The 12266-nt window shown below is 52.9% G+C and carries 15 protein-coding genes and 1 riboswitch; of the genes, 5 read left to right on the top strand and 10 right to left on the bottom strand.

The window, feature by feature from the left end:
* Positions 1–70: 70 nt before the first annotated feature.
* Both tatE and DD586_RS05640 read right to left on the bottom strand, forming a co-directional pair.
* On the bottom strand, positions 71–280 hold the full coding sequence (tatE, locus tag DD586_RS05645) for a twin-arginine translocase subunit TatE (RefSeq protein WP_012770646.1): 210 nt from the start codon (positions 278–280) through the stop codon (positions 71–73).
* 161 nt (positions 281–441) lie between these two features.
* Positions 442–1230 carry a deaminated glutathione amidase gene (locus tag DD586_RS05640; protein ID WP_012883852.1) on the bottom strand — a complete coding sequence of 263 codons (789 nt, stop codon included), beginning with the start codon at positions 1228–1230 and terminating at the stop codon, positions 442–444.
* 84 nt (positions 1231–1314) lie between these two features.
* Positions 1315–1376: riboswitch (Fluoride riboswitch) on the top strand.
* A gap of 65 nt (positions 1377–1441) precedes the next feature.
* Between DD586_RS05640 and crcB the strand changes: the two genes are divergently transcribed.
* Positions 1442–1825, top strand: coding sequence for a fluoride efflux transporter CrcB (gene crcB, locus DD586_RS05635; RefSeq protein ID WP_012883850.1), 384 nt, complete (start codon positions 1442–1444; stop codon positions 1823–1825).
* Positions 1826–1888: 63 nt separating this feature from the next.
* On the opposite strand, the gene cspE is transcribed toward crcB, so the two are convergent.
* Both cspE and ypfM read right to left on the bottom strand, forming a co-directional pair.
* Positions 1889–2098 (bottom strand): transcription antiterminator/RNA stability regulator CspE, encoded by a 210-nt coding sequence (gene cspE, locus DD586_RS05630; protein WP_009113827.1) that lies wholly within the window; start codon positions 2096–2098, stop codon positions 1889–1891.
* 727 nt (positions 2099–2825) lie between these two features.
* Complete coding sequence (gene ypfM, locus DD586_RS22445) at positions 2826–2885, bottom strand: protein YpfM (protein WP_146214195.1); 60 nt, start codon at positions 2883–2885, stop codon at positions 2826–2828.
* Between the two features lie 229 nt (positions 2886–3114).
* On the opposite strand from ypfM, the gene DD586_RS05625 reads away from it, so the two are divergent.
* The 4 genes from DD586_RS05625 (at position 3115) to DD586_RS05610 (ending at position 5596) form a co-directional block, all read left to right on the top strand.
* Positions 3115–3498: an ArsC family reductase gene (locus DD586_RS05625; RefSeq protein ID WP_012883849.1), complete on the top strand. Its 384-nt coding sequence runs from the start codon at positions 3115–3117 to the stop codon at positions 3496–3498.
* Positions 3479–4606: a succinyl-diaminopimelate desuccinylase gene (gene dapE / locus DD586_RS05620; protein WP_012883848.1), complete on the top strand. Its 1128-nt coding sequence runs from the start codon at positions 3479–3481 to the stop codon at positions 4604–4606. Before DD586_RS05625 ends, dapE begins: the two co-directional genes overlap by 20 nt.
* Positions 4603–5286, top strand: coding sequence for a M15 family metallopeptidase (locus DD586_RS05615; RefSeq protein WP_012883847.1), 684 nt, complete (start codon positions 4603–4605; stop codon positions 5284–5286). The genes dapE and DD586_RS05615 overlap by 4 nt, the downstream gene beginning before the upstream one ends.
* A gap of 121 nt (positions 5287–5407) precedes the next feature.
* On the top strand, positions 5408–5596 hold the full coding sequence (locus tag DD586_RS05610; RefSeq protein WP_012883846.1) for a YpfN family protein: 189 nt from the start codon (positions 5408–5410) through the stop codon (positions 5594–5596).
* Between the two features lie 125 nt (positions 5597–5721).
* Here DD586_RS05610 and ypfH read toward each other — a convergent pair whose 3' ends face one another.
* The 6 genes from ypfH to dapA form a co-directional block, all read right to left on the bottom strand.
* Complete coding sequence (gene ypfH / locus DD586_RS05605; protein ID WP_012883845.1) at positions 5722–6408, bottom strand: esterase; 687 nt, start codon at positions 6406–6408, stop codon at positions 5722–5724.
* 238 nt (positions 6409–6646) lie between these two features.
* On the bottom strand, positions 6647–8665 hold the full coding sequence (locus DD586_RS05600; RefSeq protein ID WP_012883844.1) for a tRNA(Met) cytidine acetyltransferase TmcA: 2019 nt from the start codon (positions 8663–8665) through the stop codon (positions 6647–6649).
* A 19-nt stretch (positions 8666–8684) separates the two neighbouring features.
* Entirely contained in the window at positions 8685–9137 is a 453-nt protein-coding gene (locus DD586_RS05595) for a DUF441 domain-containing protein (protein WP_012883843.1), read from the bottom strand.
* 313 nt (positions 9138–9450) lie between these two features.
* Positions 9451–10164 carry a phosphoribosylaminoimidazolesuccinocarboxamide synthase gene (gene purC / locus DD586_RS05590; RefSeq protein ID WP_012883842.1) on the bottom strand — a complete coding sequence of 238 codons (714 nt, stop codon included), beginning with the start codon at positions 10162–10164 and terminating at the stop codon, positions 9451–9453.
* Positions 10165–10285: 121 nt separating this feature from the next.
* The gene (gene bamC, locus DD586_RS05585) at positions 10286–11326 is read right to left on the bottom strand and encodes an outer membrane protein assembly factor BamC (protein ID WP_012883841.1); all 1041 of its coding nucleotides are present in this window, start codon (positions 11324–11326) and stop codon (positions 10286–10288) included.
* 16 nt (positions 11327–11342) lie between these two features.
* Positions 11343–12221: a 4-hydroxy-tetrahydrodipicolinate synthase gene (dapA, locus tag DD586_RS05580; RefSeq protein ID WP_012883840.1), complete on the bottom strand. Its 879-nt coding sequence runs from the start codon at positions 12219–12221 to the stop codon at positions 11343–11345.
* Positions 12222–12266 lie beyond the last annotated feature (45 nt).

Here is a 12266-nt window from a genome sequence, read left to right as displayed (position 1 = left end):
TATCGGCAACACAAAAAGCGGATGGGTAACCCCCTCCGCTTTTTCGTTTCAATACTGTCAGCCGATACGTTTATTCTTTCGGACGCGTTTCGCTGATAGCAGCGGGATGTTCGTCCTGAGCGGAAGATTTCGCCGCTGGCTGATCATCGTTCATGGCTTTTTTGAAGCCTTTGATAGCCGCGCCCAGATCGCCGCCCAGACTGCGCAATTTATTGGTGCCAAACAGCAGAACAATCAAGGCGCCAATCACTAAAAGTTTGGCAATACTGATACCTTCCATACATACCTACCTGATGATGTGAGCTGGAAAAGCCAGCGCGCTTTAATGCACTAATAATGCTCTTTTTAAATCGATATACCGGATAAGGCAATGCCTATCTGTAACAAAGTAAGACGCAACGCAGTACCCGATGTTTTTACCCGACCAGGATAGCCTTACTCTTATCGTAATACAGGCGGCTTAAAGCGATTGTGATGTAGCACAGGTAACTGGCGACGAACGGTTTGAATTCGCTCCAGGTGCAACTCCGCCAGCAGCAACTCCGGTTGCTCAGCAGCCTGAGCAATCACCACCCCCATAGGGTCTATCACCATGCTATTACCGATATTCCTGTCGCCACACTCGCCGGTCGCGACCAGATAACAGGTATTTTCCAGCGCTCGGGTTCGCGCCAGTAACTCCCAGTGCGCTTCTTTGTGCGGCCCTTTCACCCAGGCGGCCGGGACGACCAGAACATCAGCTCCGCTAATCGCCAACTGACGCGCCATCTCGGCAAAACGAATGTCGTAACACACCATCAGCCCGACTCGCATTCCCGCAACCTCCACCAGCGGAGGCAATGCGCTTCCCGGCGTCACCCGACGAGACTCCTGTACTGCAAAAGCATCGTACAAATGCAGTTTATGGTAATGGGCCAGAACTTCTCCCCGCCGGATAACCAGTAATGTGTTATGCACTTTCCCTTCCGCCGCCGGGGTATGCAAGGTAAACACAACGCTGATATCCAGTGACTGACTCGCCGCCAGCAGTTGGCTAACAAAAGGGCCGGTTATCGGTTGGGCACACCCGACGCCCCATTCCGGGTCCGCGTTATCGCGAGCCAGAACAGCCTCCGGCAACACCAGCAGATCGGCACCGACAGAGGCAGCCTGTACCATTAATGTCATGCAGGTCTGGGCATTGTCCTGCCATAAACGCTGAACAGCAAATTGACCAAGCGCCACCTTCATATCAGGCTCCTTCATAACAGGCGGATACATTTGGTAAAACTACCACGGCTACAAAACACATCGGCATATAGGTAAACTTTATCAGACAGTAACGGAGATGACATTCCTCCATAACCGCCTTTCCGGCTGATGATGTCTACGCGTCCCTCAATCGGCATCACGCGTGCCCTTTCGAGAGTAGTCTAACTTACCCCTGAACGAAAAGGTGACTATGTACAGTACGTTACTTGCTATTTTTCTTGGCGGTGGGATTGGCAGCGTCGCACGCTGGCAATTGAGTGTGCGGTTTAACAGCCTGTTTCCCCAGATTCCGGCGGGCACGCTGCTGGCAAACCTGTCAGGAGCCTTCATTATCGGTGCCTGCATGAGCTATTTCATCCGCCAGCCTGACCTTCCGCCACACTGGAAACTGTTGCTCACAACCGGTTTCTGCGGTGGTTTGACAACGTTTTCCACCTTTTCCTACGAAATGGTGACCTTACTGCAGAGCGGCGAATGGGCAGCGGCGTTGTTCAATCTGCTGCTTAATTTGCTTGGTTCACTGATGATGACAGCACTGGCATTTGCGCTGATGGGCTGGCTGAGCACCCATTAAGAGAAGAGTAAAATACAAAATAAAAACCCGCCATCAGGCGGGTTTTTCAGGAAATCGGTATAATTAAATAGCGATAACGTTAGCAGCAGAAGGTCCTTTAGCGCCGCTGGTGATTTCAAACTCTACGCGCTGACCTTCAGCCAGGGTTTTGAAACCGTTGCTCTGGATAGCAGAAAAGTGAACGAATACGTCCTTGCTGCCATCTTCCGGAGTAATGAAACCGAATCCTTTGGACTCATTAAACCACTTAACGCTACCTTTAATCTTAGACATCAAACTTACCTTTACATGAATGAACGACACAAAATCTGTGTCAAATACAGTACAGCAAGTAGCGGCGCATTTGTCCAGCCGAACATCACCAAAAAGTGATAAAACATGATAAAAAAGCGAACTGACTCCATTCATCCCACAGATTTACCAGCCGCATCGGCATTATTTGGCATCTTATACGTGGGTGACTACTCTCTTTTTATTAGTACATTTTACTAGCACCGCGGTCATCGCAAACGCCGGGGCGATAAACTGAGATGTCGATGGCCTGAACCGGGGATCACATTGACTACTACTCCGGCGTCACCCAACCCATTTATCTCTGCCTGCGGATGTCGTTATCAACTTGTGCCTTTACCACCTTAATCCTCGATCGACGTGGCTCACCGACATGGGTAACGACAAATACAAATAATAGCCTCTTTTATTTACTCAGGCTTCCTCATTTACCCTTCACCACCGGCGGCAGAAATCTGAAAAACATGAGCGAAAATTAGCGACATAGATCACAAAAATGAAAAGAGAAAAATGGGGTAAAACGGGGGAGTTTATGGATAACACAACCACCTTAAGTGAAAATTAATTTTTATAAATCAGTTCATTAAAAGCGTTGTCAGTCACATAAAAAAAGCAGCAACCCGTGGGTTGCTGCTTTGGTGACACTCAATATGGGTCCTGGTAACTAATGACAGTAAATAAAATTGTACTAGTCTAAATACATCAGCAATTACTTACGCAGCATTGCGTCGATGAAGCTTTTCCAGTTGTTGAGTTCGATTTCGATCATGTTGGTAGCTCCTTAAGGCTTTGTGGTCTTACAGGGTTATTATACGCTTCTTTTTTGACCAAGATAAAGACTTTGGGGCGCAGAAATGTGCTCTCTTTCGCATTTCCGCAACTTTTCGTTAATTCCAACCCTATGATTTCTTAAGATAATTTTAATACTCTGCCGTATTTCATCGTTATGCGGTATGCTTTTTCGCCTTATAACATGAAAAATAACGAGTTTTAAATATATGGCTATCACCCTGTATGGAATCAAGAACTGCGACACCATAAAGAAGGCCCGTCGCTGGCTGGAAGAGCATCGTATCGACTATCGCTTCCACGACTACCGGGCAGATGGGTTAACCGCAGAGCGTCTGCAATCATTTATAGATGACATTGGCTGGCAGCCGTTGCTCAACACCCGCGGCACCACCTGGCGTAAGCTGGACGAAGCCTATCGCAACAGCATCAACAACGACGTGGCGGCAAAAGCTGTTATGCTGGAGCAACCGGCGTTGATAAAACGCCCGTTACTGGTAACCGATGACGGGAAAACCCTGCTTGGTTTTAGTGACGACAGCTATCAGCACTTTTTTACGGAGAATACCGCACATGTCTTGCCCGGTAATTGAACTGGCCCAGCAACTCATTAAACGCCCGTCCCTCAGCCCGGATGACGCAGGTTGTCAGGCACTGATGATTGAGCGTCTGAAAGCTATCGGCTTTATTATTGAAGCAATGGACTTCGGTGATACCCAGAATTTCTGGGCCTGGCGCGGCCAGGGAAAGACACTGGCATTTGCCGGCCACACCGATGTGGTACCGGTTGGCAACCAAAGCCAGTGGCAAACCCCACCCTTTGAACCCACCATTCGCGATGGCATGTTGTTTGGGCGCGGTGCGGCAGACATGAAAGGCTCGCTGGCCGCCATGGTGGTAGCAGCAGAACGTTTCGTTGCAACGCATCCTAATCATCAGGGGCGTCTGGCGTTTCTCATCACCTCCGACGAAGAAGCCAGTGCCGTCAATGGTACCGTCAAGGTGGTCGAAGCATTGATGGCACGCCAGGAACGGTTGGACTATTGCCTGGTCGGCGAGCCATCCAGTACCGAACGTGTTGGCGATGTGGTGAAAAATGGCCGACGCGGCTCCATCACCGCCAATCTGCGGGTTCACGGTGTTCAGGGGCATGTTGCTTACCCACATCTGGCGGATAACCCGGTGCATCGGGCGATGTCCGCACTCAATGAGCTGGTGGAGACCGTCTGGGATCAGGGCAATGAGTTCTTCCCGCCTACTAGCATGCAGATAGCCAATATTAACGCCGGTACCGGTAGCAATAACGTTATCCCCGGCGAACTGTTCGTCCAGTTCAATTTCCGCTTTAGCACTGAGCTGACCGATGAACTGATTAAAGAGCAGGTCAAGACTCTACTCGATAGTCACCAGCTTAATTACACGCTGGAATGGCAGTTATCTGGTCACCCATTCCTGACCGGACGCGGTGAACTGGTCGATGCCGTCGTCAACGCGGTGGAACACTACAGCGAAATCACACCGCAACTCCTGACTACCGGCGGAACGTCAGACGGGCGATTTATTGCCCGTATGGGTGCTCAAGTGGTCGAATTGGGGCCTGTCAACGCCACCATCCATAAAGTGAACGAGTGCGTTAACGCTGCTGACTTGCAACTGCTCAGCCGCATGTATCAACGCATTATGGAGCAATTGATCGCATGATGTCCCCCGCCTGCCTGACTGGCAAAAGCGACCGTCATCTGGTGATGTTGAGCGGTTCGCATCGTCTACAGCCTGAAGCGGTCGCGGCGTTTACTGCCATGCAGCAGGCGGCGCGACAAGCTGGATTCAATTTACAGCCTGCCAGCACATTTAGGGATTTTGACCGCCAGCGCCAGATCTGGAATGGCAAGTTTACCGGCCTGCGCCCACTGCTGGACCAGCACAGCCAGCCGCTTGATGCACTAGCGCTGGATGAAGGCGCTCGTTGCGAGGCTATTCTGCGCTGGTCCGCATTGCCGGGCGGCAGCCGCCACCATTGGGGCAGTGATCTGGATGTTTACGATCCGGACCTATTACCTACCGGTCAGAAATTGCAACTGGAACCCTGGGAATACCAATCAGGCGGTTATTTTTCCAGTCTGAACGACTGGCTCACCCGCCATATGGCCAGCTTTGGTTTCTACCGACCCTTCGCCCAGGATAACGGTGGTGTCGCAATAGAACCCTGGCACCTCAGCTACGCACCGCTGGCTCAGGTTGCTCAGTCACAGCTAACGCCTGAGTGCATTTTACAAGCCTGGCAAGGCGAAGACATCGCCGGGCGGGAGTGGCTGGAACCCAATCTACTGGGCCTGTTTCAGCGCTTTATACTGTCTGTTGATACACAATATATCGGTTGATAAACAGCGTATCCGCTGACATGCAACCGGTCTGTATTTACCGATAACCTGAAATGATGGCAGCTCACCAGCTACAATAAGGCTTATACGATAAGAGTCGCTAAAATAATGAGGAACAACCATGGGATGGCTGGCTGATTACTGGTGGGTAATACTGCTGGTGCTATTGGGGATGCTGGTCAACGGTATCAAGGAGCTACGTCGCCTTGACCATAAACGCTTTTTGAATAACAAACCGCCTTTGCCGCCACACCGCGATAACAACGCGCAGTGGGATGACGAAGACGACTGGCCGCAAAAAAAACCCTGAGGCATACACTGAACATCATAAGGCCGGGTCACTATTGTGGCCCGGCCTGTTTATTGATGGGCGATTTCTGCCGCATTTCTGGCTTAAAATACGTAGCTTAAAACACGAAACCCGTCATCGGTCAGTTAGCGGAATGCCACCAGCTCACCGCGCTCCCCCATCACCGCCTCATCCCAGAAACGTTTAGGAATATAGTGATGCAGTCGGTCCAGCGCGTATTCCATCATGCGGCCATCGATGGCGTGCCCGAGTTGCGGCACCAGATCCAACGTAAAATCCGATCCCTGAGCGCGCAAGCTCTGTGCTGCCTGCCGGGCATGCTCGACGGTAATCACCGGGTCTTCCTCACCATGAACCAGATGAACCACCACATCGTACATCGGCTGGTCAGGCAGCGTGGCAAAACGGCCACTGAATGCCACCACCCGACCAGCCAGATTCTTCTCTGCTTTCAGCGCTTCCAGAATCATGATTGAACCCTGAGAAAAACCAATCAACGCCGTGTGGGAATAATCGATTCCCGTGGACGCCTGCCAATAGCGAACCGTATCAATAAAACGCGGCATAACGGCATTCACGCGGCGGGCACGGTTATCTTCCGTTATCCCCTGAACCGAAAACCACTGGCGTCCTTCGCCCAAGCCAATCGCTTCCGGCCCTCCCACACTGATAACCTGCGCCATGGGAAATGCATCAGCAAAATAACGGCCAATCTGTCCCATAGAAACCGGGTTGTCGCCTACGCCGTGAAATAGTAAAAACAACTGCTTAGGTGAAGGTGGCTGTTGCACCACAAAATAGTCATGCTTCATATCGCCTCTCCTGCGGTTCTCTTCTGGGGGAACCGACTATGTAAAATATTCAGCGGTCACTATACGCCCCTCGATGGCGGGTCAATATTGAGGTTTATTGAACAAGTTATTCCATTATCCTGTATCAGGATCAGTGTATATGAACGGAGGAAATCAGCAGGTCATCTCACAGTTTTAGTTGCAAAATTGTGATCGTTACCACTTGAAATAAATTTGAGGAATAAAACCACTTATTTCGCTATAGGATAATGTCATGCCAGCATTGCCATTGTGCGGCATCCAAATGCTGCAACGCCTGGGCCGTTTCGGTACGCCAGCGCTGAACCAACGCCTTTTTGCCCGCCAGTTGCAGTTGCTGAACACACTCCGCTGCGCTTTTACCTTGCTCAAGCCACAGCCTTAAGGCCACCAATGCCATCGGCGAGTGGAATACCAAACGTGACAACGCCCCCTGACAGGCTTCCGGCGGACGGTGAGCCAGAGCAAACCCCGCCAGATTACGCCAGTCATCAACCGTGAATGCCTGTTCTGTCTCCAGTGGCAAATCCAGCGTCAACGGAATATCGCGCCGCAGCCAAAACCAATCCCGACGTAATTCATGGTGTGCTAAAGCAGTCAACGCTTCCCCTGCCTCACTGAGCGGGAACAGCGCCATCGCGCTATAGCACCCACTGCTGGCCTCAACATGACTACCGATACGCACCAGTTGGAACCCGCAACGTTGCCAGAACTGCCACAAGTCTGGCTGAAAACCGAAACTGACAGACAGAAAATCCAGCCGCGCCTGTTGAGCCTGTTGCTGTTGCTCTCGCACCAGTGCCAGACCGATTCCCTGACCTCGATGGGCGGCTAGCACAGCGATACGACTGATACGACGCGATCGTAACACCGGTGCCTGCCATTGATTAGCGTGTGCGGCCAACGACTGCGCTACCAAATTTCCGCTTGGGCGACGTCGCCCGGCCCAGACCTCCTGCGCCAGCGTCGCCGATAATCCCCCTTCATCCACCAGCCAGATAACCCCTCCAATCTTCTCGTCGACACAAGCGCTGGCAACATACATACCGGGGGCATCCATCAAGCGGCGTAAATCCAGAGCGGAAGTGCGGTAATGAGCGCTACAGAGTAACCCATAACACCCTTCCAGGCGCTCAGGTTGGCTCAGCCAGTCGTCCTGCTGCTCTGGACGAATAACGGGGTAAGCATCAAGTCGCTCCGGTACCCGTTTTTCGGCATCAAACAGCATCATGCGATCCACAATGTATTCCAGCGGATCCTGCTGTGCCCAACGTAATGGCTCAGTCAGTTCGATAGCCTGCCAGTCCGGCAATGAGGCACAAAACTTAAGCAGAAAACCACGTCCAGTCCCCTCATAGCCTTGAACCGTGGTCGTCATCACCACCCGACGGAAAAACGGCAATAAAGATCGCAATAGCGACGTAGGGATAGCGGCGGCTTCATCAATCAACAGCCAGTCTACCGGTGGTGTACCGTGCTGCTGACAGAACGCCAACAGGGCGTCCGGTGCCCAAAATGTTGCTGCCTCCCCGGCTTGTCGCAACAGAATCTCGCCAGCAGCACGTGACGGTGCCGTTACCCAACATCCCCCCTGACACTGGCTCGCCAACATACCGGACAGCGTTGATTTGCCACGCCCACGCGGTGCGGTAATCACCGACACGGCACACGCGGTATGCTGCAGTTGCTGCACGATGCGGTACTGGCAAGATGTCGGCTCACCGCTAGCGGGCAACCAATCCGGGCGACGTGCGGGGGGAGAAATCACCGGTTCGGCGTCTTGCTGGCGCCATACCACGACCTCTTCATCCGCCAACAGTTGGCGCTGCACATGTCGGATAAAGCGAGGCGTGGCAATCGGCAGTGGTTGCTCGCTCCAGCGCAGGCTATCGGTATCCGGGCTATCAGGCCACGACGCCCACGCGGGAACTAACAACAATAACCAACTGCCAGCCCTGAGCGCCCCTGCCAGCACCGCCAGCGCTTGCGCATCGAAACCTTCTCTGGCATCAAATATCGCGTGCTGATACTCCTGCCCCAACACACCACGTACGCGTGCGGGTGGTAAAAGGTTCATGAGCGGTGGTGCCGATGTGCCCACCCACAACCAGTCACCAGACAGCAGAGCGCTCAAACGTACAGCCTGCTCGCCGCACCAGTCAGGCTGGCCGCTTAACACCAGCAGGCGACGAATGCCACAGCGCTGCTGATAATGCTGGCTGACAACGAAAGATTCCACGCCACACCCCGAAGAAAATTTAGCCTTTGCCGATCAGCAGCGAGAGTAATCCCGCCGCAATCAGCGGCCCCACTGGCACGCCACGAAATAACGCTACCCCCATCACGGTACCCACCAGCAAACCGGCCACAACCGAAGGTTGGTTACTCATCAGTACGACGCCTCGCCCACCAAGCCAGGAGACTGCAATACCGATAGCCACCGCCAGCAACGATTTCCAGTGTAAAAACGAAGAGAACACATCACCGGCAGAAATTTTGCCGCTGGCAATAGGAGCCATCACGCCGATGGTGAGTACCAACACCCCAAACGACAGGCCATATTTTTCCACCCACGGAAAATAGTGATTCAGCGGGGTAATGCGCACCACCACCAAAAATAAAATAGCCAGGGTAACCGTCATGTTCTGGCTGATAATACCGAGGGCAGCCAATGCCAGTAAGATAAGTAACGTTGGGTCAAAAAAGGCCATAAAACATATCCTTGCCTGAATCAGTCGACACACAGGCGGGAAATAATAGCACTCATTTCACTCAGACAGCATGATTCACTAAAGCAATATGAAGAGTGCCACGCAGCAGGAGACCAGCCGCGAAGAAGCATCAGAGAGACCTACGATCGGATGTCGTCAGGCAGTATCCGGCAACGGGCTGACAGGCGCCGACTTGTCAGACAAATCGCTACCAGATAGACCTTTGGCAGATTAACAGGTATCAGGCAAACAGCTGTCCCGTTCTGGCAACCGGAAACTACAGCCGCCTGCCAGAACGTAAACGATTGCGCAGTTAGTCCAGTTTAACACCCAGACGGCGTGCGACTTCTTCATAGGCTTCAATCAGGCCACCCAGGCTCTGACGGAAACGGTCTTTATCCATTTTGTTCAGGGTTTCTTTATCCCACAGGCGGCTACCGTCCGGCGAGAACTCGTCGCCCAGCACCACTTCGCCCTTGAACAGACCGAACTCCAGCTTAAAGTCCACCAGGATCAGGCCCGCATCGCCAAACAGCTTGCTCAGTACCTCATTGGCTTTGTAGCTCAGTTCCTTCATACGTGCCAGATTCTCTTCGCTGACCCAGCCGAAGGTCTTGCAGTAGGACTCGTTCACCATCGGGTCGTGCATGGCGTCGTTTTTCAAGAACAGGTCGAACAACGGCGGATTGAGAATCTCACCCTCAGTGATACCCAGGCGTTTAACCAGCGATCCTGCAGCACGGTTACGCACTACGCATTCGACCGGTACCATTTCCAGCTTTTTCACCAGTACTTCAGTATCCGACAACAGGCTCACCATCTGGGTTGGGATCCCGGCTTCTTCCAGCTTGGTCATGATGAAGTGGTTGAACTTGTTATTCACCATCCCTTTACGATCAAACTGCTCAATGCGAGCACCATCCCCTGCTGACGTATCATTGCGGAACTCCAGCACCAACAGATCCGGATCTTCCGTGGTGTAGACCGTTTTCGCTTTTCCGCGATACAACTCAGCTAGCTTTTGCATCTTTTATTACTCCACACAAGTAAGGGCCACCCGCACCGGGCCCGTTAATTGAACGTGTTGATAAACCCATCACGTTGATGACTAAATGAAGAAGGGCCGGAGAACCCGACCCTTTTGCGTTTTACGACTTGCTGAACGCGGCCTGCAACACAGCGACCAGCGCATCATTTTGCGACTGGCTTAGCGTATGCCCTTTGGAGTCGATAAATTGCAGCGTACTGCGGTTACCCAAATCACCGACCTGCAGTTTGTAATCGCCGTTCGGCAATTGTGGATCGCGCGCCCCCAGTTCATTCCAGGTTCCGCTGCTCGGTGCCTTATAGCTGACAGACACCGAACCTTGCGGACGGCTGCGATCGTTAACAGTCATCCCGACTTTATCCAGCGCTTTCGGCAGACGGTCCCATACCTGATTGTAGGTACCACGCACCACCAGCAATGGCAGACCGGAATCATCAGCACCGCTCTGCACATTGAGCTGCTGGCTGTTACGGCTAGCCTGAGCGCTGTCATTATCGTTCAGGCGCTTATCCAGTTCGTCAGACAGCGTATTGAGCATCATCGCGGTATAACGCTGAGTTTCGCTACTATCTGTCACCGGGCTGGTGTTCTGCTGCAGATCCAGCAGTTTCACGGTCAACGCCAGTTGATAGCCTTGCGTCTGCAGCGTTATCTGGTAACGCGCCTGATGCGCGACATCTTCATCTTCACGCTTCCAGGTGATCCAATCGGTCGTCAGCGTCCGGTTGGCATCCTGGCGGCTGGCAATCGTGTAGCCTTTCGACTGGAGGACCTGCGTCAACACCGACCACAGACTGCTGTTGCGCGCATTGTTCTCCAGCAACAACGTCGCCGTATTGCCAGACACCTGACCGCGGGAACCATTCAACAAAGCCAATGGCTGCATCGGCGGGCGAATATCCAGCGCTTTACCAACCAGCCCATTCTGGTTGACTGGAGGAATATCGAAATCCCCATTCTGCAGCGGCAGAATCAGACCGGGCGGTACATTCAACGCCCGGTGTTCGGGGGTTTGCAGATAGGATTCATCGCCGTTAACCTGACGCTTGTAGCGTTGATCGCTGGTACAGGCGGCCAGCAACATGATCAGCGAAACACCGACAACCTTTGCCACCATCGACTTTTGCAATGAAGAACTCATCAAATCTCCCTAACGGTTACAGCAGACCCGCCTGCTTCATAGCCTGCTCCATCACGTCGCGACCGGCATCGGTCAGCGGCGTCATCGGCAGACGAAGCGTATCGGTCGCCATCAATCCCAATGCCTTACAGGCCCATTTCACCGGAATCGGATTGGGTTCAACAAACAGTTTATGATGCAACGGCATCAGACGCTGATTAAGACGGCGGGCTTCAACGAAATTCCCTTGAGCCGCCAGCTCGCACAGCGCCGCCATTTCACGGGCCGCGATATTGGCTGTCACGGAAATCACGCCGTTGCCACCGAGTTGCATAAAGTCCAGCGAGCTGGCGTCGTCGCCGCTCAGCAAAATGAAATCTTCATGAACCAGCTCTTGGATCTGGCTGACACGGCTTAAGTTCCCGGTCGCTTCCTTAATGGCAACAATATTTTTGACTTCTGACAGACGGGCGACGGTTTCCGGCAACATGTCACAACCCGTACGGGATGGCACATTGTAGAGGATCTGCGGCAGGTCGGTGTGCTCGGCAATCGCCTTGAAATGCAGGAACAAACCATGCTGGGTCGGCTTGTTGTAATACGGCGTCACGGTCAGGCACCCGGCCACACCCGTATCGTTAAAACGCTGGGTGAGGGAAATCGCCTCAGCCGTTGAATTGGCACCGGTACCGGCGATAACCGGGATTCGGCCGTCGCTTAATTCCAGCGTCAACATCACCACGTCGCCATGCTCATCGTGACTCAAGGTGGCGGACTCGCCGGTGGTGCCCACAGACACAATCGCGGACGTACCGCTAGCGACATGATAATCAATCAGTTTTTTCAGGCTCGCGCGATCAACGGCACCTTTGTCGTCCATCGGCGTCACCAGAGCAACAATACTACCCGTAAACATTAGCCATCCCCTCCACAAACAAGTGCTTCATGGTACTTTTGACTT

Origin of the sequence: Dickeya parazeae Ech586 (assembly GCF_000025065.1) — a bacterium.
Lineage (GTDB): Bacteria > Pseudomonadota > Gammaproteobacteria > Enterobacterales > Enterobacteriaceae > Dickeya > Dickeya zeae.
The sequence above is the reverse complement of the archived record's forward strand: the minus strand, read 5'-3'. Positions and strand labels throughout refer to the sequence as shown.

What these genes read in the sequence shown, in the direction of transcription:
- tatE (WP_012770646.1), bottom strand. Translation starts at nt 280, where the DNA reads ATGGAAGGTATCAGTATTGCCAAACTTTTAGTGATTGGCGCCTTGATT.
- DD586_RS05640 (WP_012883852.1), bottom strand. Translation starts at nt 1,230, where the DNA reads ATGAAGGTGGCGCTTGGTCAATTTGCTGTTCAGCGTTTATGGCAGGAC.
- crcB (WP_012883850.1), top strand. Translation starts at nt 1,442, where the DNA reads ATGTACAGTACGTTACTTGCTATTTTTCTTGGCGGTGGGATTGGCAGC.
- cspE (WP_009113827.1), bottom strand. Translation starts at nt 2,098, where the DNA reads ATGTCTAAGATTAAAGGTAGCGTTAAGTGGTTTAATGAGTCCAAAGGA.
- DD586_RS05625 (WP_012883849.1), top strand. Translation starts at nt 3,115, where the DNA reads ATGGCTATCACCCTGTATGGAATCAAGAACTGCGACACCATAAAGAAG.
- dapE (WP_012883848.1), top strand. Translation starts at nt 3,479, where the DNA reads ATGTCTTGCCCGGTAATTGAACTGGCCCAGCAACTCATTAAACGCCCG.
- DD586_RS05615 (WP_012883847.1), top strand. Translation starts at nt 4,603, where the DNA reads ATGATGTCCCCCGCCTGCCTGACTGGCAAAAGCGACCGTCATCTGGTG.
- DD586_RS05610 (WP_012883846.1), top strand. Translation starts at nt 5,408, where the DNA reads ATGGGATGGCTGGCTGATTACTGGTGGGTAATACTGCTGGTGCTATTG.
- ypfH (WP_012883845.1), bottom strand. Translation starts at nt 6,408, where the DNA reads ATGAAGCATGACTATTTTGTGGTGCAACAGCCACCTTCACCTAAGCAG.
- DD586_RS05595 (WP_012883843.1), bottom strand. Translation starts at nt 9,137, where the DNA reads ATGGCCTTTTTTGACCCAACGTTACTTATCTTACTGGCATTGGCTGCC.
- purC (WP_012883842.1), bottom strand. Translation starts at nt 10,164, where the DNA reads ATGCAAAAGCTAGCTGAGTTGTATCGCGGAAAAGCGAAAACGGTCTAC.
- bamC (WP_012883841.1), bottom strand. Translation starts at nt 11,326, where the DNA reads ATGAGTTCTTCATTGCAAAAGTCGATGGTGGCAAAGGTTGTCGGTGTT.
- dapA (WP_012883840.1), bottom strand. Translation starts at nt 12,221, where the DNA reads ATGTTTACGGGTAGTATTGTTGCTCTGGTGACGCCGATGGACGACAAA.